Here is a 21,265-nt window from a genome sequence, read left to right on the forward strand (position 1 = left end):
ACGAAAAGGCGCAGATATCTGCGCCTTTTTTATGGAAGTGACATGATGAAAACACTGCAAATTGCTGTCGGGATCATTCGCAACCCGCAAAACCAGATCTTCATTACCCAACGTGCCGCCGATGCGCATATGGCCAACAAATGGGAATTCCCCGGCGGAAAAATCGAATCAGGTGAAACGCCGGAGCAGGCGCTGGTGCGTGAGCTTCAGGAAGAGGTGGGGATCACCCCGCTTGGCGCAACGCTGTTCGATAAGCTGGAGTACCAGTTTCCGGACAGGCACATCACGCTGTGGTTCTGGCTGGTGGAAAACTGGGAAGGTGAGCCATGGGGAAAAGAGGGGCAACCGGGTAACTGGATTGAGCTTCAGGCCAGCGATGCGGAAAAATTCCCGCCTGCCAATGAGCCTGTGATCCTCCGGCTGGTCGCACAACCGTAGGCCTGCTAAGCGAAGCGCCAGCAGGCTTTAAATGTTACTGCTGGTTTTCGCTCCAGTCATCGCTATCCGAGAGATCGCCTTCGCTCGGAATGCGTTTCTCTTCCGCCGCCCATTCGCCCAGGTCTATAAGTTGACAGCGTTTGCAGCAGAATGGGCGAAATGGACTCACTTCTCCCCAGACGACAGTTTTCCCACAGGTTGGGCAGTTTACGGTGGTTACGTCAGACATCGGCACTCCTTAACAACAGGCCAGTTCAAAATCGAGGCGTTCCGGCACGGTGCCATGCTCACTGTCCAGCGGCATAAAGCGGATCGCGAAACGGCTTTTATGTCCGGAAATTTGCGGGTAAAGCTGCTCGCCAAGAGAGAGATTCAAACGCAGAAGATCGGCGTCGTCGCCGTTATCCTGATAAAAACCGTTGAGACTGGTCTGCTTGCGGAACGGGGCAGAGTTACGCACAAGATCGAGGATCAGGGATAACGTTTGATTCATCGGCTCCAGACTGCCCATCCAGCTGTTTACCTGGCGATCGCGCTGTTCCTGCGGCATGTGCAGCCACATATGCAGCGTTGGAAGGTCAAAGCTACAGCAACCGCCCGGTATGCTCAGACGCTGACGCACCAGCGCAATCAGACGGTCCTCGCGTAAAAATTGTCCAACGCGCGGCGCGGCCATCAGCGTCGCGCTGCTGTTTTTTAGCTGCTGGCGTAAAGCGTCAATTCGACTTTGATCTACGCCCGGTACTTCGGCCCAGGCCTGTAATTTACGCTGCTGGCGCTCCAGCTCTTTCAACAGCTCAGTGCGGACATCGCCGCGTTCAATCACATCCAGCAGATCGCCCACGTTGCGGAAAAAATGCAGCGCGGTGGCATGATCGTTGACGGGCAGATGTTGTGAAAGTTGTTGAATAAGAAATTCTATGCGTAGCCAGGTACGCATTTTTTCGTTAAGCGGATGCTCAAAAAGGATATGAGTCGACATTATGGTTTTTCCTGTGCAACGGCCTGCGCGGCGAAGGTCAGATACTGCGCGTGCAGACGAGCAACATCCGATGCAATGGCATCTGGTGCGCCGTTATTATCAATAACATCATCCGCAACGGCGAGGCGCGCTTCGCGCGTGGCCTGTGCGGCAAGAATTTGTTCAGCATGCTCGCGTGAAACATGGTCACGCGCCATGGTTCTCTGGATTTGCGTTTCGCGGGAAACGTCAATCACCAGCGTTCTGTCTGCTTTATTTTGAAGCTGATTTTCCACCAGTAACGGGATCACCCACAACACATAGGGCGAACTGGCTGCGGCAATCTGACGCTGAGTTTTCTGGTGGATAATGGGGTGGAGCAGGGCATTAAGCCAGGCTTTTTCCGCCGGATCGGAAAATATGCACTCACGCAGCTGCCGACGATTCAGGGTGCCGTCAGCCTGTATCACACGGCGACCAAAATGCGCTTCGATGGCGTTTAAGGCGGGTGTATTGGGTTCTACCACCTGACGGGCAATGATATCGGCGTCGATAATCGTGATGCCGAGACGAGCAAACGCGTGCGCAACGGTGCTTTTACCACTACCGATGCCGCCGGTTAATGCGACGATATACCCCATTAAATCAGATCCTGGGAATTATTCAGTTTTAAAATCAGTTGTTTAAAATTCAAACTTACAACAGCCAATGTTTAGCTCTCTTTACCCGCTTTTTACCAGGTAAATTTATAGGATTGTAGCGTAAAAAAAGAGAATTTCGCAGTCTTGCGGAGCAGGTATTAGTGCGTATGATAGCGTCACTGGAGTTGTGCTTTTAATATATTTGCCTCTAACCCCAGGAATCCGCACATGCGTATTGAAGAAGATCTGAAGTTAGGTTTCAAAGACGTTCTTATCCGCCCTAAACGCTCTACATTGAAAAGTCGCTCAGACGTTGAACTCGAACGTCAATTCACCTTTAAGCATTCCGGTCAGACGTGGTCTGGCGTGCCGATTATCGCGGCCAACATGGACACCGTCGGGACCTTCGAGATGGCGACCGCGCTGGCGCAATTCGACATCCTTACTGCGGTACATAAACACTACAGCCCTGAGGAGTGGAATGCGTTTGTCGCCTCTGCCTCGGCTGACGTGGTGAAGCATGTGATGGTCTCGACCGGTACGTCTGATGCAGATTTCGAGAAAACCAAACAGATCCTGAACGCCAATCCGGCGCTGAATTTTGTTTGCATTGACGTGGCAAATGGTTATTCCGAGCATTTCGTCCAGTTCGTCAGCAAGGCGCGTGAAGCCTGGCCAACCAAAACCATCATCGCGGGCAACGTGGTGACCGGTGAAATGTGTGAAGAGCTGATCCTCTCCGGGGCCGACATTGTGAAAGTAGGCATTGGCCCGGGGTCCGTTTGCACCACGCGCGTGAAAACCGGTGTGGGTTATCCGCAGCTGTCTGCGGTAATTGAATGCGCTGACGTCGCGCACGGTCTGGGCGGCCAGATCATCAGCGACGGTGGCTGCACCATGCCAGGCGATGTGGCGAAAGCCTTCGGCGGCGGCGCGGACTTCGTGATGCTCGGTGGCATGCTGGCCGGCCACGAAGAGAGCGGTGGTACCGTGGTGGAAGAGAACGGTGAGAAATTCATGCTGTTCTACGGAATGAGCTCTGAATCTGCGATGACCCGTCACGTGGGTGGTGTCGCGAAATACCGTGCGGCGGAAGGTAAAACCGTTAAGCTGCCACTGCGTGGCCCGGTCGAAAACACGGCGCGCGATATCCTCGGCGGTCTGCGTTCTGCCTGCACCTACGTTGGGGCTTCCCGCCTGAAAGAGCTGACGAAACGCACGACGTTTATCCGCGTTCAGGAGCAGGAAAACCGCGTATTCAATAGCCTCTGACGGCTACGGCTGGCGCGCGTCCGTGCGCCAGCATTACCCCGCGCTCATTGCATCCCCCAGATGGAAAATTGGCAGATACATCGCCACCACCAGCGTGCCAATAATCAGACCTGTCACGACCAGTAGCAAAGGCTCAAGAAGCGCCGCCAGATTGTCTGCCTGCTGAAATGTCTGTTCCGTATGATGGCGGGCCAGATTCATCAGCATCACATCCAGTGAACCCGACACTTCTCCGGTGCGAATGAGCTGAATACACAGTGGCGTAAAAACAGAGGCCTTCTGGAAGGAGGACCACACGGGCATCCCCTGTTCGATATCGCTGCGTATCTCACGGAGTTTCTCCTGCCAGTAGCCACTCTCAACGGTTTCCTCCACACTCTCCACTCCTTGTAAAAAGGCAATCCCGGCCTGCTGGGTTAATGACAGCACTGTAAAAATTTGCCCCAGTTTTTGCCCACGCATCAGCGTGCCCATCACAGGTACATGTAACAGGACGTACTGCCAGCGCGGATGCCGCCGCAGCTTACAGGCGATGACAACCATTGCCACGAGCAGGGCCAAAAGGGTGAGCATATGCGCCTGAACCAGGGCCGCCAGCCTCATGACTGCCTGCGTGAGCAAAGGGAGCGGGGTGTTGAACGTTTTGTAGATTGCAGCAAACTCAGGCAACACCAGCGTGACCATCGCCAGCACCACGAAAACGGCCAGCGTCAGGATGATCAGCGGATAGCGCAGCGCTTTCTTCACCTTTGCACTGAGCTGCTGCTGGGATTTTTGTTGCTGCGCAAGCTGACGGCAGCAGGCTTCGAGCTTACCCGTCAGCTCACCCGTCTTCACCATCGAGACATAAAGGGGGCTAAACACCTCTGGCCATTTCTTCATGGCCTCTGACAGGGCGCAACCTTCGCTCAGGTCATCAGCAAGACTGTGCAGCAGCGCCTGCCAGTGCTTCAAAGGATGCTGTTCCGCCAGCATGTGCAGGCTTTGGGACAGCGTGAGTCCGGCCTGTAGCAGCGTGGCGAGCTGGCGAAAAATATCGTAGCAGTGCTGCACCTGCCATCGGTGGAGCTGCTGGCAGCGTTTTAGCGCCAGCGGGTGCAGTTGTTTAAGCACCAGAGCCGTGTAAGCTGCGTTACGGTCGATGGCCCAGAGGGTGCCGGTCTGCACCTCCCCCTCGGTGGTCAGGGCACGCCAGCGCCAGAGCGAATTAGCAGCCATCGGGCATTCCCAGGACGCGCAACAGCTCTTCGAGCGTGGTCAGCCCTTGCTCCACGGCCATGCAGCCATGCTCAAACAAAGATGTCATTCCCGCCTGACGTGCGCTGGACCCAATCACCTCCGTGCTTGCTCCGCTGGCGATGGCCTGCCGCAGCGTGTCGTCGATGACGAGCACTTCAAAAATGGCTACGCGACCATAAAAACCGTGGTAGCAGCGATCGCAACCGGTGGGTTGCCAGCGAGGAAGCGGCCGGGGCCACAGCGTGCGAGGTAATTCGGTGTGGCGGCTGGCTTCCTGTCGGCAGTACGGGCATAAACGACGCACCAGCCGCTGGGCAATCACCATCGAGAGCGCCGAAGAGATCATCCAGCGCGCGACGCCCATCTGTTGCAGCCGTACCAGCGTTTCAGTCGTCGAATTAGTATGAAGGGTGGACAGCACCAGATGCCCGGTTTGCGCCGCCTTAATGGCAATTTCTGCCGTTTCGCCGTCACGAATTTCACCCACCATAATGATGTCAGGATCCTGCCTGAGCAGGGCACGCAGCACGCTCTGGAAGGTCAGCCCCGCGCGCGGATTAATCTGCGTCTGGTTTAAGCCTGCAAGCGGGATTTCAACGGGATCTTCCACGCTGCAAATATTAACGTCAGGGGTATTTCGCGCCTGTAACGCGCTGTACAGCGTCACCGTTTTCCCGCTACCGGTCGGGCCGGTGACCAGAATCAACCCCTGAGGGCTGTTAAGCGCCCCGGCAAAACGGGCCTGCTGGTCTGCACTCATCCCCAGCAGTTCAAGCTCCAGTGCCTGCTGCACCTGGTGAAGCAGACGAAGCACGATTTTTTCTCCACCGCTACAGGGAAGGGTTGCGATACGAAAAGAGACGGGGACGCTTGCCAGCTCCACCGTAAACTGACCGTCCTGCGGCAGGCGGCGCTCCGCAATATCCAGTTGGCCCAGCACCTTCAGGCGTGCGGCAAGCGTCGTACCGAGGGCGGCGGAAACCGGCGGTTGCGGGTAGAGAACACCGTCGATTCGCAAACGGATCTGGTAGCCGTGCTCCGTCGGTTCAATATGGATGTCAGAAGCCCGCTGGTTCACTGCCTGCTGCAACGTTGTACTGAGCACGTCAGCGGCTGAGTTTGGCACTATTCCCGGCAGGTGTGATGATGAGAGGGACTGAAGCCGTTTTTCCATCCGTTCGGCCGTCCAGCACTCAATATCAATACGTTTCTGCGTGGCGAAGCGTAACGCTTCCATCAGCTCAGAGGCAGGATTACCCACCACCGCAATGCTGATCATCTCGGTGTCGCTTGCGAGTAGCAGTGCGTGATGGCGCTGACAGAGCGTCATAAGCTGTTCGGTGTTCATTGTCCACTCCTGTCAGTTGTTGTCGAAGCGGAAAACATCTTCACAGGCTTGTCTGAGCGCCGTGTCGGACGCAATGTTGCAGGCACGCGTCCAGCCCGTCATACCGTTACCATCGCTCCAGATCGGTGTCATGAGCACTTCAAGTCCGTTAAGGCTTTCCTGCCCTGTTAACGATACGACCCCCTTCGCCACGCTCATCGCTGAAACGTAACGCGTGGTTGTCGGGGAGGGGATGCCATTGGTTCCTGCGTCGCAGCGATCCACACCACCACGATCCAGGGCGCAAAGCTCAATGGCTGTGCGGTAGGGGATGAACGTTTGCAGCATATCGGTGAGCGCTGCTTTTCGCAGGTAGTTCTGATAAGCCGGGATGCCAATCGCGCTCAGGATGGCAATAATGCCAATGACCACCATTAGCTCAATCAGGGTAAATCCTTGTTGTCTGTTCATATCTGCTCCTTACGTTAAGTGGCGCTACTGTGGCAGTACCGGCGCGCAGAAACGAGGGGCAAAAGCGCGAACGTGAAAGGGCTTTCAGGGAAATGATTCAGTGTTGCAGAGAAGGACAGCGTAATTGCGAGCGGTTTCGTATTTCCCCTCTCCGGGGGGAGAGGGGAAGATCAGTTATTTGAAGCGCATCGAGAGGTCCAGGGCACGTACGTGCTTGGTCAGGGCGCCAACGGAGATATAATCGACGCCGGTTTCAGCAAATTCGCGGAGGGTGTCGAACGTCACGTTGCCGGAAACCTCAAGTTGCGCCTGGCCGTTTGTGCGTTTGACCGCTTCACGCATCAGCTCCGTGTCGAAGTTATCGAGCATGATGATGTCAGCCCCCGCTTTAATGGCCTCGTCCAGCTCATCCAGCGTTTCCACTTCCACCTCAACCGGCACATCCGGATGCAGCCAGAAGGCTTTTTCCACGGCCTGACGTACCGAGCCAGAGGCAATAATGTGGTTCTCTTTGATCAGGAAGGCATCGGATAGCCCCAGACGATGGTTGGCGCCGCCACCGCAGAGCACGGCGTATTTCAGCGCGGTGCGCAGGCCCGGCAGGGTTTTACGGGTATCCAGTAGCTGCGTGCGGGTGCCTGCCAGCAGGTCAACGTAGCGGCGTACTTCACTGGCAACGCCAGAGAGCGTTTGCACAAAATTGAGCGCGGTGCGTTCACCGGTCAGCAAGACGCGGGACGGGCCGTCCAGCTCGAACAGTAGCTGATTTGCCGTGACCGCATCACCGTCCTCAACGTGCCATGTTACCTGCACCTCGTCGCCCGCCAGCTGGGTAAAGACCTCCTCAACCCAGCGTTTGCCGCAGAAAACCCCCGCTTCGCGGGTGATGACTACCGCGTGCGACCGTGTCTCTTTTGGCAACAATTGGGCGGTAATATCGTTATCGGCACTGACGTCACCGCCGAGGTCTTCTCTCAGGGCATGGGCAACGCTTGCCGGGATATCACTATTAATACGTTCCAGAAGCGCGTCACGTCGGTGGTCGGGGTTATAGCGGCGAGGCGGCATGATAAAACTCCAAATTGGTAACGAATCATAATATTGAAACATGCTACTCTGAACCGAGTAACAGCACCATAGATAAGGAGTTCCAGCATGTTGTTAGAAAACGGATGGCTGGTGGACGCGCGACATGTACCGTCGCCGCACCACGATTGCCGCCCGGAGGATGAAAAGCCCACACTGCTGGTGGTTCACAACATAAGTCTCCCGCCAGGTGAGTTTGGCGGTCCGTGGATCGACGCGTTATTCACGGGAACGATAGATCCCGATGCTCATCCTTACTTTGCTGAGATTGCGCATTTGCGTGTATCGGCGCACTGCCTGATCCGCCGTGATGGCGAAGTGGTTCAGTATGTTCCTTTTGATAAGCGAGCCTGGCATGCCGGCGTGTCGATGTATCAGGGGCGCGAGCGGTGCAATGATTTCTCCATTGGAATTGAACTGGAAGGAACGGACACCACGCCTTACACCGATGCGCAATATCAGAAACTGGTTGCTGTGACGCAAACTTTAGTGGGGCTTTATCCCGCCATTGCAGACAATATTACGGGGCACAGCGACATCGCCCCCGAAAGAAAAACCGACCCCGGCCCGGCGTTTGACTGGTCCCGGTTTCACGCCATGCTTACCACGTCGTCAGATAAGGAGATAACATGACGTTGTTTACCATGCTGCTGGTTATGATCGCCGAACGCCTGTTTAAGCTCGGCGAGCACTGGCATCTGGATCATCGGCTGGAAGTGTTATTCCGCCGGATCAGGCATTTTTCCATGCTACGCACGCTGCTTATGACGGCAGGTGTGATGGTGATTACGTTCCTGTTGCTACGCTCACTTTACGGCCTCTTTTTCAACGTGCCGCTGCTGGTGGTATGGATACTGCTGGGCGTGTTGTGTATTGGCGCGGGCAAGGTGCGTTTGCACTATCACGCGTATCTGAAAGCTGCTTCCCGGGATGATGTCCACGCGCGCGGCGCGATGGCGAGCGAGCTGACGATGATCCACGGCGTACCGCCGGACTGCGATGAACGCGAATTTCTGCGCGAGCTACAAAACGCGCTGCTGTGGATTAACTTCCGTTACTACCTGGCGCCGCTGTTCTGGTTTGTGGTGGGCGGTCCATGGGGACCGGTACTGCTGATGGGCTATGCTTTTCTGCGCGCCTGGCAGACCGGGCTTGCCCGCTACCTTACGCCGCATGAACGTCTCCAGTCCGGCATTGATGCCATTCTGCACGTGCTCGACTGGCTTCCGGTGCGACTGGTCGGCGTGGTCTATGCCCTCATCGGTCACGGTGAAAAGGCGTTGCCAGCGTGGTTTGCCTCCCTTGCAGACCGCCATACCGCGCAGTATCAGGTCTTAACCCGACTGGCTCAATTCTCGCTGGCTCGCGAGCCGCACACGAACAAAGTCGAAACGCCTAAAGCTGCCGTCTCGATGGCGAAAAAAACGTCGTTTGTGGTGGTGGTGATTGTGGCGTTGCTGACGATTTACGGCACGCTGGTCTGACCCAGCGCGCCGAAGCCGTTACAGCGTATCCGCAGGCGGGATGCCGAAATCAGGCATCCCGTTGTCGTCCCAGCGGACGAGCTTCAGGCGAGTGTGGCGATTCGGATCGTAAAGCGGATCGCCTTCAATTTCAGTGTAGTTTCGCGCGTGGTAGACCAGCACATCGTCGCCTTCCGGCGTCTGCGTAAAGCTGTTATGGCCTGGTCCATACTGACGGTTTTCGTAGCTGGTGACGAACACCGGGCGCGGGGATTTATGCCAGTTAGCCGGGTTTTGCGGATCGGCATCTACGTCTATCCACAGTAATCCCATGCAGTAATTCTCGTCGGTGGCGCTGGCGGAATAGCTGATAAATAGCTTATCGCCATGGAACAGCACCGCCGGGCCTTCGTTGACCCAGAATCCGCGGCACTCCCAGTCATATTCCGGTTTACTGAGCATCACCGGCTCGCCTTTCAGCGTCCACGGATTTTCCATTTCACACAGGTAAAGATTGGAGTTACCGGAAATGTCCGGGGCTTTTTGCGCCCACAGATACCAGCGTTTGCCCTGATGCACAAAGGTAGTGGCATCCAGCGCGAAGGTGTCAAACGGGGTTTTGATTTGCCCTTTTTCCACCCATGTACCGGTGAGCGGATCGCGATCTGCGCATTCAATGGCGAACATGCGATGCTGGAACATCCCGAGTTCGTCGAGCGCCTGGGTATGTGTGGCGGCAAAGTAGATGTACCACTTGCCGTCGATATGATGCAGTTCCGGTGCCCAGATCAGCTGGCTCATCGGGCCGGTGTCGGGCTTGCGCCAGACAACTACCTCTTCGGCATTGCCTAAATCTTCCAGCGAGTCCGCGCGGCGGATCGCCAGCCGGTCATACTCCGGCACGGAGGCGATAAAGTAATATTGCCCATCGTGACGCAGGATATACGGGTCGGCGCGTTGTTCAATAAACGGGTTTGGCCAGGTTTGCATTCGGCTTTCCTTATTTAGTCTCAGCGGCTTTAAATTCCTGATAGTCGCTCAGTTCACGATAGTTGGTGCGACGCTTCTCCAGATCGGACTGGATTTGCTTCATGGTCTCACGGTCCACTTTCAGCAGACGTACAACGCCCGCGGTAATTAAATATCCAATGCCAGGGATGACGGTAAAGAGCAGCACAATGCCGTTGATGGCATCCGCGCTCTGCGCTTTTGCGCCCGCGTCATAACCGTACCAGGAGAGCAGGAAGCCAACCATCGCCCCGGCAATCGCCAGACCCAGCTTCAGGAAGAAGATGTTGCCGGAGAAGCTGATCCCGGTGATACGTTTCCCGGTTTTCCATTCACCGTAGTCGTCCACGTCGGCCATCAGTGACCAGTGCAGAGGGGATGGGATCTGGTGCAGGATATTCAGCAGGACGTAAAGCACAACAATGGTTGTCGTCGCTTTCGGGTCGAAGAAGTAGAAGGCGCAGGAGAAAATCGCCAGCGCGATGTTGGTCCAGAAGAAGACCTTCAGCTTGCACCAGCGGTCGGTCAGCACTTTCGCCAGCATACTACCGAACATCATGCCGACAACGCCCAGGCTGATAAACAGCGTGGCGAAATGGGTGCTTTGCCCCATTACCCAGGTGACGTAATACATGGTGGCCGCCATGCGGATAAAGCCCGGGCAGACGTTGCAGAGCGTCAGAAGCAGAATGCGCACCCACTGGTCATTCTTCCACACATCCTTCAGGTCGTTTTTCAGTTCGTCATGGGTTTGTACCGCCGGGCGAACGCGCTCGCGCACCGTGGCGAAGCAGAACAGGAACATGCAGGTACCAATCAGCGCCAGCACGGTCATCGCCATCTGGTAGCCTTTGGCTTTGTTATCCCCACCGAACCAGTCGGCCATTGGCAGGAGCGTAAGCGACAGCAGCAGCGTGGCGATACCGACCATAACAAAACGATAGGACTGGCAGGCAACGCGCTCTTTCGGGTCGTTGGTGATCACGCCACCGAGCGAGCAGTACGGAATGTTGATGGCGGTATAGGTCAGCGACAGCAGGAAGTAGGTGACAAATGCATAGATAACTTTGCTGTTATAGCTCCACTCTGGGGTGGTGAACATCAGGATGCTGAACAGCGCATAGGGGAAGGCAATCCACAGTAGCCATGGACGAAATCGGCCATATTTGCTGCGGGTACGGTCGGCAATCGCGCCCATGATTGGGTCCGTTACGGCATCAATCACGCGAACGGACAGCAGCAGTACCCCAACCAGCGCAGGCGCCAGACCAAAAATATCCGTATAAAAATAGTTAACAAATAACATGATGGCGCCAAAGATAATGTTGCATCCGGCGTCACCCATGCCATAGCCGATCTTTTCTTTTACTGACAGTTTGTTGTTATCCATCGACAGATCTCCGGGTTTCGGTATGGAGAGAATTATTCGCTGGCAAACGGATATATGCGTTGCAATATAAGGGCGGTGATATGGAGGATTTTGCTGTTGGCGTGAATTTGTGAGGAAGGTAACAAGACGCTATACCCGCAACCGCGGGTACAGCGAGAAAACACTTAGTGCGCTTTCACCGTTTTGGCGTTTTTCTGTTTCACCATATAGCCCACGCCGAGGATCGCAATCCACACCGGGATGAGGTAGACGGAAATCGCCATGCCTGGCGTGATGAGCATGATGACCAGCACGGCCGCCATGAACAGCAGGCAAACCCAGTTCCCCAGCGGATAGAGCAGGGCAGGGAAGCGCGTGGTTACGCCCTGCTGCTGCTTGGCGCGGCGGAACTTGATGTGCGCGAGGCTAATCATCGCCCAGTTGATCACCAGCGCGGAAACCACCAACGCCATCAGCAGGCCGAAGGCCGATTCCGGTGCCAGGTAGTTAATCAGAACGCAAAGCGCCGTCACGACCGCCGACACGATAATGGTGTTAACCGGTACGCCACGTTTATCAACGGTAAGCAGCGCTTTCGGTGCGTTGCCCTGTTGCGCCAGGCCGAACAGCATACGGCTGTTGCAGTAAACGCAGCTGTTATAAACAGAGAGCGCGGCGGTCAGCACTACGACGTTAAGCGCGTTCGCCACGAAGGTGTCGCCCAGCTCGTGGAAGATCAGCACAAACGGGCTGGTATCCGCCGTGACGCGTGTCCATGGCAGCAGGGAGAGCAGGACCGCCAGGGAGCCCACGTAGAAGATCAGAATACGGTAGATAACCTGATTTGTGGCTTTCGGGATGCTCTGCTCCGGGTTGTCGGCTTCCGCGGCGGTGATGCCCACCAGCTCCAGACCGCCGAAGGAGAACATAATGATCGCCATCATCATTACCAGGCCGGTCATGCCGTGCGGCAGGAACCCGCCCTGTTCCCAGAGGTTGCGCACGGTTGCCTGCGGGCCACCGTTGCCGCTGAAGAGCAGCCAGCCGCCAAAAATGATCATCGCTACAACGGCAATTACTTTGATAATGGCGAACCAGAACTCCATTTCCCCAAACACTTTCACGTTGGTCAGGTTAATGGCGTTGATCAGCACGAAGAAGACTGCCGCAGACGCCCAGGTGGGGATCTCCGGGTACCAGAATTGAATGTATTTACCGACGGCGGTGAGTTCCGCCATAGCAACCAGCACGTAAAGAACCCAGTAGTTCCATCCAGAGGCGAAGCCCGCAAAGCTGCCCCAGTATTTATAGGCAAAGTGGCTAAAAGAGCCTGCAACCGGCTCCTCAACGACCATTTCCCCTAACTGGCGCATAATCAAAAACGCAATGAAACCTGCAATCGCGTAACCCAGAATGATGCCCGGACCGGCCGACTGGATAACGGACGCACTGCCCAGAAACAGGCCAGTACCAATAGCACCGCCCAGGGCGATGAGCTGAATATGGCGGTTTTTAAGGCCGCGCTTTAGCTGATCGCCATGCTGTTGAGCTTCCATTTGAAACCTCGTGTGTGGTTGTTATGTTCACGCTGTGCGTGTGTAATTATGAAAGTCCATATTCTGTATTTATTTCTTTACGGTTAACGATACCGAAAAAAGCGGAGATGGCTTCCGTTAGCGCCAGAATAGTGGTAAGTGCCAGCGAATGCACCTGCTTTATGAAGGGATGATGACGACTTGAATAAAAAGAAACCAATTGTAAATCGGTACGTTAACCCCTCATACCCCAACCTATAGAATAGAAATGCGTCATAAGTGGGCGAATTTTCATATTTTGCCTTGTTGAATCGCTTCAGATTGCAAAATCCCTCGTTTAAATATGGTTAAAACTGCCCCTTTGGGAGTAACCATTTCATTTGTGCAAAGTTACATTCCTGAAACGTTAGTTCTGTAAGGTTGTTAAAATGTGCCGGGTTTCCTGATTTCAATCAAAACCAATATGGACAGAAGGTGAATACTTTGTTACTTTAGCGATACGAACATGAAATTGGTAAGACCAATTGACTCCGGGCAAAAAGGCGTAAGACAGGGAATATGGCCTACAGCAAAATTCGCCAACCAAAACTTTCCGATGTGATTGAGCAGCAGCTGGAGTTTTTGATTCTCGAAGGGACACTGCGCCCGGGCGAGAAACTCCCGCCAGAACGCGAGCTGGCAAAACAGTTCGACGTTTCACGCCCCTCTCTGCGTGAGGCGATTCAACGTCTCGAAGCAAAGGGCCTGTTGCTCCGTCGTCAGGGTGGCGGAACCTTTGTGCAAAACAGCCTGTGGCAGAGCTTCAGCGACCCGCTGGTAGAACTTCTCTCTGACCACCCAGAATCCCAGTTTGATCTGCTTGAGACCCGTCACGCGCTGGAAGGTATCGCGGCCTATTACGCCGCCCTTCGCAGCACTGATGAAGACCGCGTACGTATTCGCGAGCTGCATCAGGCCATTGAACGGGCACAGCAGTCCGGCGACTTAGACGCCGAATCCAGCGCCGTTGTCCAGTATCAAATTGCCGTCACCGAAGCAGCGCACAACGTGGTGCTCCTCCATCTGCTACGCTGCATGGAGCCCATGCTGGCCCAGAACGTTCGTCAGAATTTTGAATTGTTGTATGCCCGTCGGGAGATGCTCCCGCTGGTAAGCAACCATCGCACCCGAGTATTCGAGGCGATAATGGCCGGGGAACCGGAGCAGGCGCGTGAAGCGTCGCACCGCCATCTGGCTTTCATTGAGGAAATCTTGCTGGACCGCAGCCGTGAACAATCGCGTCGCGAGCGTTCATTGCGCCGCATACAGCAACGAAAGGATTAAGCGCCAGGTACTTTTAGAGCGCGGCAACTAAACGCAGAACCTGTCTTATTGTGCTCTTAACCGAGAGCACAATGGGACAGGTTCCAGACAAATCAACGTATTAGATAGATAAGGAATACCCCCATGTCAGAACGTCTCCAAAATGACGTGGATCCGATCGAAACTCGCGACTGGCTACAGGCGATCGAATCGGTCATCCGTGAAGAAGGTGTTGAGCGTGCTCAGTATCTGATTGATCAGCTGCTTTCAGAAGCGCGCAAAGGCGGCGTGAAAGTGGCTTCAGGTGCAGGGGCTAGCAACTACGTAAACACGATTGCCGTCGAAGACGAACCGGAATACCCGGGCAATCTGGATCTGGAACGCCGTATCCGTTCTGCTATCCGCTGGAACGCTATCATGACCGTTCTGCGCGCATCCAAGAAAGATCTGGAACTGGGTGGCCACATGGCGTCCTTCCAGTCCTCTGCAACCGTTTACGAAGTGTGCTTCAACCACTTCTTCCGTGCAGCCAACGAGAAAGACGGCGGCGATCTGGTGTACTTCCAGGGCCACATCTCTCCGGGCATCTATGCACGTGCCTTCCTGGAAGGTCGTCTGACTGAAGAGCAGATGAACAACTTCCGTCAGGAAGTTCACGGTAAGGGTCTGTCTTCTTATCCGCACCCTAAACTGATGCCTGAGTTCTGGCAGTTCCCGACCGTATCTATGGGTCTGGGTCCAATTGGTGCAATCTATCAGGCTAAATTCCTGAAGTACCTGGAACACCGTGGTCTGAAAGACACCTCTGAGCAGACCGTTTACGCCTTCCTGGGCGACGGTGAAATGGATGAGCCAGAATCTAAAGGCGCGATCACCATCGCGACCCGTGAGAAGCTGGACAACCTGTGCTTCATCATCAACTGTAACCTGCAACGTCTGGATGGTCCGGTAACCGGTAACGGCAAGATCATTAACGAACTGGAAGGCATCTTCGCGGGTGCAGGCTGGAACGTGATCAAAGTCATGTGGGGCGGTCGTTGGGATGAGCTGCTGCGTAAAGACACCAGCGGTAAACTGATCCAGCTGATGAACGAAACCGTTGACGGCGACTACCAGACCTTCAAATCCAAAGACGGTGCCTACGTTCGTGAGCACTTCTTCGGCAAATATCCTGAAACCGCAGCCCTGGTTGCAGACTGGACTGACGAGCAGATCTGGGCGCTGAACCGCGGTGGTCACGATCCGAAGAAAGTTTACGCTGCACTGAAAAAAGCGCAGGAAACCAAAGGTAAAGCGACTGTGATCCTGGCCCACACCATCAAAGGTTACGGCATGGGTGATACCGCAGAAGGTAAAAACATCGCTCACCAGGTTAAGAAAATGAACATGGACGGCGTGCGTTATATCCGCGACCGTTTCAACGTTCCAGTGACCGATGAGCAGGTAGAAAACCTGTCTTACATCACCTTCCCGGAAGGGTCTGAAGAGCACAAGTACCTGCACGAACGTCGTCAGGCGCTGAAAGGCTACCTGCCTGCTCGTCAGCCTAACTTCACCGAGAAGCTGGAACTGCCAGCCCTGGAAGACTTCTCTCAGCTGCTGGAAGAGCAGAACAAAGAGATCTCTACCACTATCGCTTTCGTTCGTGCCCTGAACGTGATGCTGAAGAACAAGTCAATCAAAGATCGTCTGGTTCCAATCATCGCCGACGAAGCGCGTACTTTCGGTATGGAAGGTCTGTTCCGTCAGATCGGTATCTACAGCCCGAACGGCCAGCAGTACACTCCGCAGGACCGTGAGCAGGTTGCATACTACAAAGAAGACGAGAAAGGTCAGATCCTGCAGGAAGGTATCAACGAGCTGGGCGCAGGCGCATCCTGGCTGGCTGCTGCGACCTCTTACAGCACCAACAACCTGCCGATGATCCCGTTCTACATCTACTACTCCATGTTCGGGTTCCAGCGTATCGGTGATCTGTGCTGGCAGGCAGGCGACCAGCAGGCTCGCGGCTTCCTGATCGGTGGTACTTCTGGTCGTACGACCCTGAACGGTGAAGGTCTGCAGCACGAAGATGGTCACAGCCACATTCAGTCTCTGACTATCCCTAACTGTATCTCTTACGACCCGTCTTACGCGTACGAAGTGGCAGTCATCATGCATGACGGTCTGCAGCGCATGTACGGTGAAGCGCAAGAGAACGTTTACTACTACATCACCACCCTGAACGAAAACTACCACATGCCGGCAATGCCAGCAGGTGCCGAGGAAGGTATCCGTAAAGGTATCTACAAACTCGAAACCATCGAAGGTAGCAAAGGTAAAGTTCAGCTGCTGGGCTCCGGTTCTATCCTGCGTCACGTTCGTGAAGCAGCGCAGATCCTGGCGAAAGACTACGGTGTGGGTTCCGATGTGTACTCTGTGACCTCCTTCACTGAACTGGCGCGTGATGGCCAGGATTGTGAGCGCTGGAACATGCTGCACCCAATGGAAACCCCACGCGTTCCGTACATCGCTCAGGTGATGAACGACGCGCCAGCGGTGGCGTCTACTGACTATATGAAACTGTTCGCTGAGCAGGTTCGTACTTACGTTCCAGCTGATGATTATCGCGTACTGGGTACTGACGGCTTCGGTCGTTCTGACAGCCGCGAAAACCTGCGTCACCACTTCGAAGTTGATGCTTCCTACGTGGTTGTAGCAGCACTGGGCGAACTGGCTAAACGTGGCGAAATCGATAAGAAAGTGGTTGCGGACGCAATCACCAAATTCAACATCGATGCAGATAAAGTTAACCCGCGTCTGGCGTAAGAGGTAAAAGAATAATGGCTATCGAAATCAATGTACCGGACATCGGGGCTGATGAAGTTGAAATCACCGAGATCCTGGTCAAAGTAGGCGACAAAGTTGAAGCTGAACAGTCGCTGATCACCGTAGAAGGCGACAAAGCCTCTATGGAAGTCCCGTCTCCTCAGGCTGGCATCGTTAAAGAGATCAAAGTCTCTGTTGGCGATAAAACCGAGACTGGCAAACTGATCATGATTTTCGATTCCGCCGACGGTGCAGCAGCTGCTGCACCTGCGCAGGAAGAGAAGAAAGAAGCCGCTCCTGCTGCTGCTCCAGCAGCGGCCGCGGCAGCGAAAGAAGTAAATGTGCCTGACATCGGCGGTGACGAAGTTGAAGTTACCGAAATCCTGGTGAAAGTGGGCGACACCGTTGCGGCTGAGCAGTCACTGATCACCGTAGAAGGCGACAAAGCCTCTATGGAAGTGCCAGCACCGTTCGCCGGTACCGTTAAAGAGATCAAGATCAACACCGGCGACAAAGTGTCTACCGGCTCGCTGATCATGGTCTTTGAAGTGGCGGGTGCAGCACCTGCCGCTGCGCCTGCTCAGGCTGCTGCTCCGGCTCCGGCCGCTGCACCAGCGGCTGCTGGCGGCGCGAAAGACGTTAACGTACCGGATATCGGCGGTGACGAAGTTGAAGTGACCGAAGTGATGGTGAAAGTGGGCGACAAAGTTGCCGCTGAACAGTCACTGATCACCGTTGAAGGCGACAAAGCTTCTATGGAAGTGCCTGCGCCGTTCGCCGGTACCGTTAAAGAGATCAAAATCAGCACCGGCGACAAAGTGTCTACCGGCTCTCTGATCATGGTCTTCGAAGTGGAAGGCGCAGCGCCGGCTGCCGCGGCTGCTCCGGCACCTGCTGCTGCACCGGCTCAGGCTGCTAAACCTGCTGCTGCCCCTGCTGCTAAAGCAGAAAAATCTGAGTTCGCTGAAAACGACGCTTACGTCCACGCGACTCCGCTGATTCGTCGCCTGGCGCGCGAATTCGGTGTGAACCTGGCGAAAGTGAAGGGCACCGGCCGTAAAGGTCGTATCCTGCGCGAAGACGTTCAGGCTTACGTGAAAGACGCGGTGAAACGCGCCGAAGCTGCACCTGCGGCAGCCGCTGGCGGCGGTATCCCGGGCATGCTGCCATGGCCGAAAGTGGACTTCAGCAAGTTCGGTGAAATCGAAGAAGTGGAGCTGGGCCGTATCCAGAAAATCTCTGGTGCTAACCTGAGCCGTAACTGGGTGATGATCCCGCACGTTACGCACTTCGATAAGACCGATATCACCGATCTGGAAGCGTTCCGTAAACAGCAGAACGCCGAAGCTGAGAAGCGTAAACTGGACGTGAAATTCACCCCAGTGGTCTTCATCATGAAGGCCGTTGCCGCTGCCCTTGAGCAGATGCCACGCTTCAACAGCTCCCTGTCCGAAGACGGCCAGAAGCTGACGCTGAAGAAATACATCAACATCGGTGTTGCGGTTGATACGCCAAATGGTCTGGTGGTTCCGGTCTTCAAAGACGTGAACAAGAAGAGCATTACCGAGCTGTCCCGTGAACTGACCACCATCTCCAAAAAAGCGCGTGATGGTAAGCTGACTGCCGGCGAAATGCAGGGCGGCTGCTTCACTATCTCCAGCATTGGCGGCCTGGGTACCACCCACTTCGCGCCGATTGTAAACGCGCCGGAAGTGGCTATCCTCGGTGTGTCCAAGTCCGCGATGGAGCCGGTGTGGAATGGCAAAGAGTTCGTGCCGCGTCTGATGATGCCAATCTCTCTGTCCTTCGACCACCGCGTAATCGACGGGGCTGATGGTGCGCGTTTCATCACCATCATCAACAACACCCTGAGCGACATTCGCCGCCTGGTGATGTAATCGAAAAGCCGGCCAGTCGGCCGGCTTTTTTCTGATAATCTCATGGGGTTTTTGAGGTTATTGGTGAAAGCGATAATTCGTGAGCCGTTTGTTGTTTCAAAATTGTTAACAATTTTGTAAAATACGGGCGGATAGAACGACCCGGTGGACGACGGGTATACATTAAGAGGTCATGATGAGCACAGAAATCAAAACTCAGGTCGTAGTACTTGGGGCAGGCCCGGCAGGTTACTCCGCAGCATTTCGCGCCGCGGATTTAGGTCTGGAAACCGTCATCGTAGAACGTTACAGCACCCTCGGCGGTGTTTGTCTGAACGTCGGCTGTATCCCTTCTAAAGCGCTGCTGCACGTAGCGAAAGTTATCGAAGAAGCCAAAGCGCTGGCTGAACACGGTATCGTCTTCGGCGAGCCGAAAACCGATATCGACAAAATTCGTACCTGGAAAGAGAAAGTTATCACTCAGCTGACCGGCGGTCTGGCGGGTATGGCCAAAGGCCGTAAAGTGAAAGTGGTAAACGGTCTGGGTAAATTCACCGGTGCGAACACCCTGGAAGTGGAAGGCGAAAACGGCAAAACCGTGATCAACTTCGACAACGCGATCATCGCGGCAGGCTCTCGCCCAATCGAACTGCCATTCATTCCACATGAAGATCCACGCGTGTGGGATTCCACCGATGCGCTGGAGCTGAAAACCGTTCCTAAGCGTCTGCTGGTTATGGGCGGCGGTATCATCGGTCTGGAAATGGGTACTGTGTACCATGCGCTGGGTTCAGAGATCGACGTGGTTGAAATGTTCGACCAGGTAATCCCGGCAGCCGACAAAGATATCGTTAAAGTCTTCACCAAACGCATCAGCAAGAAATTCAACCTGATGCTGGAAACTAAAGTGACTGCCGTTGAAGCGAAAGAAGACGGTATTTACGTTTCCATGGAAGGCAAAAAAGCCCCATCCGAACCACAGCGTTACGACGCCGTGCTGGTGGCTATTGGCCGTGTGCCGAACGGTAAAAACCTCGACGCGGGCAAAGCTGGCGTGGAAGTGGACGACCGTGGCTTCATCCGCGTTGACAAACAGCTGCGTACCAACGTGCCGCACATCTTTGCTATTGGCGATATCGTCGGTCAGCCTATGCTGGCGCACAAAGGTGTTCACGAAGGTCATGTTGCCGCTGAAGTTATCGCCGGCATGAAGCACTACTTCGATCCGAAAGTGATCCCATCTATCGCGTATACCGAGCCAGAAGTTGCATGGGTTGGTCTGACTGAGAAAGAAGCGAAAGAGAAAGGCATCAGCTACGAAACTGCCACCTTCCCGTGGGCTGCTTCTGGCCGTGCTATCGCGTCCGACTGCGCAGACGGTATGACCAAACTGATCTTCGACAAAGAGACTCACCGCGTCATCGGTGGTGCGATTGTCGGTACCAACGGCGGCGAGCTGCTGGGTGAAATCGGTCTGGCTATCGAAATGGGCTGCGACGCAGAAGACATCGCGCTGACCATCCACGCACACCCAACTCTGCATGAGTCCGTGGGCCTGGCGGCAGAAGTGTTTGAAGGTAGCATTACCGACCTGCCAAACGCGAAAGCGAAGAAGAAATAAGTTTCTTCAGATGAAAAAAGCGGCCTCAGGCCGCTTTTTTTATGCGCTGCGTTCAGGGTGTGACAGGCTGCCAGGTCTTATCCGGCTGGTATTCACTAAGAGCCTGCGCTTTCTGCGCCGAATCGTTGCCGAGATCTGCCTGATAAACCGCGTCATCCTGGTTAATTACAAAGCTCATTACCCCCGTCTGACCGTAGTTCACCGGCCAGGCGACCATGGCAAAGCCATTTTTATCCGGCAGGATGCGGAATCGGTAACCATGGTAACCCGCCCCCGACTGTGGAGGACTGAACGCCGGACCCAGTGGGCTGGGCGTTTCACCGGGAGCGACGGGCCAGTACAGTCCATCCTTTTTACCTTCAGAACTGACTATCTTCTGCGCGTACTTTTGGTTCATCGCAAAATAGCTCTGCTGGGCATCAACATAGGCGTGAAGCGCTTCGATGGCTGCGAGTTCGTTGCGCCCGATTTCGCGGGTCAGGATCTCTTCTGCGGCTTCCTGCATATCAAACTGCCAGCCAGATGCCGTTTTGACCACCGGGATCGGTAGCTGCCAGCCGTTATCGCCCACCACCAGGTGCGCCACGTTGCCACTGATGACGGTTTTATGATGAACGTTCCAGTCGCGCAGGAAGCGATCGACCGCATCAGGATCAACGCCTTCGGGCGGCAGAAAATCGCGCCAGTTTTCACCGAGCAAATTGTTCATCGCACTTTCGTTTTGCTCGCTGATGGCGCTTGCCAGCGCACTGGTCGCCTGTTCTGGCGAACTGAACGATTGCTGTGCCATGACGGCCGCCGAGACCATGAACAACACCATTCCACTGAGTAATTGACGTTTCATGTC

The 21,265-nt window shown here is 54.9% G+C and carries 19 protein-coding genes; 8 read left to right on the forward strand and 11 right to left on the reverse strand.

The genetic code is table 11. The features are described 5' to 3' along the window. The first annotated feature begins 45 nt into the window (after positions 1-45). Complete coding sequence (mutT, locus tag ACQG2Q_RS03625; protein WP_046619985.1) at positions 46-438, forward strand: 8-oxo-dGTP diphosphatase MutT; 393 nt, start codon at positions 46-48, stop codon at positions 436-438. A 34-nt stretch (positions 439-472) separates the two neighbouring features. On the opposite strand, the gene yacG is transcribed toward mutT, so the two are convergent. From yacG to coaE, 3 genes are read right to left on the reverse strand one after another with little or no spacing between them, the layout of a single operon-like run. Continuing rightward, entirely contained in the window at positions 473-667 is a 195-nt protein-coding gene (gene yacG, locus ACQG2Q_RS03630) for a DNA gyrase inhibitor YacG (RefSeq protein ID WP_003856332.1), read from the reverse strand. 9 nt (positions 668-676) lie between these two features. Then, positions 677-1,420: a cell division protein ZapD gene (gene zapD / locus ACQG2Q_RS03635; protein ID WP_063146424.1), complete on the reverse strand. Its 744-nt coding sequence runs from the start codon at positions 1,418-1,420 to the stop codon at positions 677-679. Then, on the reverse strand, positions 1,420-2,040 hold the full coding sequence (gene coaE / locus ACQG2Q_RS03640) for a dephospho-CoA kinase (RefSeq protein WP_063849757.1): 621 nt from the start codon (positions 2,038-2,040) through the stop codon (positions 1,420-1,422). Before coaE ends, zapD begins: the two co-directional genes overlap by 1 nt. A gap of 228 nt (positions 2,041-2,268) precedes the next feature. Here coaE and ACQG2Q_RS03645 point away from each other — a divergent pair, with 228 nt between their 5' ends. Continuing rightward, positions 2,269-3,312, forward strand: coding sequence for a GMP reductase (locus ACQG2Q_RS03645; protein ID WP_426759064.1), 1,044 nt, complete (start codon positions 2,269-2,271; stop codon positions 3,310-3,312). Between the two features lie 33 nt (positions 3,313-3,345). On the opposite strand, the gene hofC is transcribed toward ACQG2Q_RS03645, so the two are convergent. The 4 genes from hofC to nadC all read right to left on the reverse strand — a co-directional run bounded on the left by hofC (position 3,346) and on the right by nadC (position 7,417). Further along, positions 3,346-4,530: a protein transport protein HofC gene (gene hofC / locus ACQG2Q_RS03650; RefSeq protein WP_063849758.1), complete on the reverse strand. Its 1,185-nt coding sequence runs from the start codon at positions 4,528-4,530 to the stop codon at positions 3,346-3,348. After that, positions 4,520-5,899: a type II secretion system protein GspE gene (gene gspE / locus ACQG2Q_RS03655; RefSeq protein WP_063849759.1), complete on the reverse strand. Its 1,380-nt coding sequence runs from the start codon at positions 5,897-5,899 to the stop codon at positions 4,520-4,522. Before gspE ends, hofC begins: the two co-directional genes overlap by 11 nt. Before the next feature lie 12 nt (positions 5,900-5,911). Then, positions 5,912-6,349 carry a prepilin peptidase-dependent pilin gene (gene ppdD / locus ACQG2Q_RS03660; protein WP_023299332.1) on the reverse strand — a complete coding sequence of 146 codons (438 nt, stop codon included), beginning with the start codon at positions 6,347-6,349 and terminating at the stop codon, positions 5,912-5,914. A gap of 174 nt (positions 6,350-6,523) precedes the next feature. After that, complete coding sequence (nadC, locus tag ACQG2Q_RS03665) at positions 6,524-7,417, reverse strand: carboxylating nicotinate-nucleotide diphosphorylase (RefSeq protein ID WP_063849760.1); 894 nt, start codon at positions 7,415-7,417, stop codon at positions 6,524-6,526. A gap of 87 nt (positions 7,418-7,504) precedes the next feature. Here nadC and ampD point away from each other — a divergent pair, with 87 nt between their 5' ends. Together ampD and ampE are read left to right on the forward strand one after the other, a co-directional pair. Then, positions 7,505-8,068 carry a 1,6-anhydro-N-acetylmuramyl-L-alanine amidase AmpD gene (gene ampD / locus ACQG2Q_RS03670; RefSeq protein ID WP_022647059.1) on the forward strand — a complete coding sequence of 188 codons (564 nt, stop codon included), beginning with the start codon at positions 7,505-7,507 and terminating at the stop codon, positions 8,066-8,068. After that, complete coding sequence (gene ampE, locus ACQG2Q_RS03675) at positions 8,065-8,919, forward strand: beta-lactamase regulator AmpE (RefSeq protein ID WP_096216780.1); 855 nt, start codon at positions 8,065-8,067, stop codon at positions 8,917-8,919. The genes ampD and ampE overlap by 4 nt, the downstream gene beginning before the upstream one ends. An 18-nt stretch (positions 8,920-8,937) precedes the next feature. Here ampE and ACQG2Q_RS03680 read toward each other — a convergent pair whose 3' ends face one another. From ACQG2Q_RS03680 to aroP, 3 genes are all read right to left on the reverse strand, one after another. Then, positions 8,938-9,888 carry a glycoside hydrolase family 43 protein gene (locus ACQG2Q_RS03680; RefSeq protein ID WP_038415349.1) on the reverse strand — a complete coding sequence of 317 codons (951 nt, stop codon included), beginning with the start codon at positions 9,886-9,888 and terminating at the stop codon, positions 8,938-8,940. Between the two features lie 10 nt (positions 9,889-9,898). Further along, complete coding sequence (locus tag ACQG2Q_RS03685; RefSeq protein WP_022647062.1) at positions 9,899-11,296, reverse strand: glycoside-pentoside-hexuronide (GPH):cation symporter; 1,398 nt, start codon at positions 11,294-11,296, stop codon at positions 9,899-9,901. A gap of 164 nt (positions 11,297-11,460) precedes the next feature. Next, positions 11,461-12,831 carry an aromatic amino acid transporter AroP gene (aroP, locus tag ACQG2Q_RS03690; RefSeq protein ID WP_023299335.1) on the reverse strand — a complete coding sequence of 457 codons (1,371 nt, stop codon included), beginning with the start codon at positions 12,829-12,831 and terminating at the stop codon, positions 11,461-11,463. A gap of 537 nt (positions 12,832-13,368) precedes the next feature. On the opposite strand from aroP, the gene pdhR reads away from it, so the two are divergent. The 4 genes from pdhR to lpdA all read left to right on the forward strand — a co-directional run bounded on the left by pdhR (position 13,369) and on the right by lpdA (position 20,418). After that, a complete protein-coding gene (pdhR, locus tag ACQG2Q_RS03695) occupies positions 13,369-14,133 on the forward strand; it encodes a pyruvate dehydrogenase complex transcriptional repressor PdhR (RefSeq protein ID WP_006173806.1) in 765 nt (254 codons plus the stop codon). Between the two features lie 123 nt (positions 14,134-14,256). Next, entirely contained in the window at positions 14,257-16,920 is a 2,664-nt protein-coding gene (aceE, locus tag ACQG2Q_RS03700) for a pyruvate dehydrogenase (acetyl-transferring), homodimeric type (protein WP_022647064.1), read from the forward strand. Positions 16,921-16,934: 14 nt separating this feature from the next. After that, positions 16,935-18,818, forward strand: coding sequence for a pyruvate dehydrogenase complex dihydrolipoyllysine-residue acetyltransferase (aceF, locus tag ACQG2Q_RS03705; protein WP_063849761.1), 1,884 nt, complete (start codon positions 16,935-16,937; stop codon positions 18,816-18,818). Positions 18,819-18,993: 175 nt separating this feature from the next. Continuing rightward, entirely contained in the window at positions 18,994-20,418 is a 1,425-nt protein-coding gene (gene lpdA / locus ACQG2Q_RS03710; protein ID WP_003856313.1) for a dihydrolipoyl dehydrogenase, read from the forward strand. A 52-nt stretch (positions 20,419-20,470) separates the two neighbouring features. On the opposite strand, the gene ACQG2Q_RS03715 is transcribed toward lpdA, so the two are convergent. Beyond that, positions 20,471-21,262 carry a DUF2950 family protein gene (locus ACQG2Q_RS03715; RefSeq protein ID WP_032625516.1) on the reverse strand — a complete coding sequence of 264 codons (792 nt, stop codon included), beginning with the start codon at positions 21,260-21,262 and terminating at the stop codon, positions 20,471-20,473. Positions 21,263-21,265 lie beyond the last annotated feature (3 nt).

This window comes from Enterobacter cloacae complex sp. 370H10 (assembly GCF_050031535.1).
GTDB lineage: Bacteria > Pseudomonadota > Gammaproteobacteria > Enterobacterales > Enterobacteriaceae > Enterobacter > Enterobacter intestinihominis.

Excerpts from the sequence above, each read along its gene's own strand:
- nadC (WP_063849760.1), bottom strand. The coding sequence starts at position 7,417 with ATGCCGCCTCGCCGCTATAACCCCGACCACCGACGTGACGCGCTTCTG.
- mutT (WP_046619985.1), top strand. The coding sequence starts at position 46 with ATGAAAACACTGCAAATTGCTGTCGGGATCATTCGCAACCCGCAAAAC.
- hofC (WP_063849758.1), bottom strand. The coding sequence starts at position 4,530 with ATGGCTGCTAATTCGCTCTGGCGCTGGCGTGCCCTGACCACCGAGGGG.
- coaE (WP_063849757.1), bottom strand. The coding sequence starts at position 2,040 with ATGGGGTATATCGTCGCATTAACCGGCGGCATCGGTAGTGGTAAAAGC.
- zapD (WP_063146424.1), bottom strand. The coding sequence starts at position 1,420 with ATGTCGACTCATATCCTTTTTGAGCATCCGCTTAACGAAAAAATGCGT.
- lpdA (WP_003856313.1), top strand. The coding sequence starts at position 18,994 with ATGAGCACAGAAATCAAAACTCAGGTCGTAGTACTTGGGGCAGGCCCG.
- yacG (WP_003856332.1), bottom strand. The coding sequence starts at position 667 with ATGTCTGACGTAACCACCGTAAACTGCCCAACCTGTGGGAAAACTGTC.
- ACQG2Q_RS03645 (WP_426759064.1), top strand. The coding sequence starts at position 2,269 with ATGCGTATTGAAGAAGATCTGAAGTTAGGTTTCAAAGACGTTCTTATC.
- aceE (WP_022647064.1), top strand. The coding sequence starts at position 14,257 with ATGTCAGAACGTCTCCAAAATGACGTGGATCCGATCGAAACTCGCGAC.
- ACQG2Q_RS03685 (WP_022647062.1), bottom strand. The coding sequence starts at position 11,296 with ATGGATAACAACAAACTGTCAGTAAAAGAAAAGATCGGCTATGGCATG.
- ACQG2Q_RS03715 (WP_032625516.1), bottom strand. The coding sequence starts at position 21,262 with ATGAAACGTCAATTACTCAGTGGAATGGTGTTGTTCATGGTCTCGGCG.
- aroP (WP_023299335.1), bottom strand. The coding sequence starts at position 12,831 with ATGGAAGCTCAACAGCATGGCGATCAGCTAAAGCGCGGCCTTAAAAAC.
- ampE (WP_096216780.1), top strand. The coding sequence starts at position 8,065 with ATGACGTTGTTTACCATGCTGCTGGTTATGATCGCCGAACGCCTGTTT.
- pdhR (WP_006173806.1), top strand. The coding sequence starts at position 13,369 with ATGGCCTACAGCAAAATTCGCCAACCAAAACTTTCCGATGTGATTGAG.
- ppdD (WP_023299332.1), bottom strand. The coding sequence starts at position 6,349 with ATGAACAGACAACAAGGATTTACCCTGATTGAGCTAATGGTGGTCATT.
- ACQG2Q_RS03680 (WP_038415349.1), bottom strand. The coding sequence starts at position 9,888 with ATGCAAACCTGGCCAAACCCGTTTATTGAACAACGCGCCGACCCGTAT.
- gspE (WP_063849759.1), bottom strand. The coding sequence starts at position 5,899 with ATGAACACCGAACAGCTTATGACGCTCTGTCAGCGCCATCACGCACTG.
- aceF (WP_063849761.1), top strand. The coding sequence starts at position 16,935 with ATGGCTATCGAAATCAATGTACCGGACATCGGGGCTGATGAAGTTGAA.
- ampD (WP_022647059.1), top strand. The coding sequence starts at position 7,505 with ATGTTGTTAGAAAACGGATGGCTGGTGGACGCGCGACATGTACCGTCG.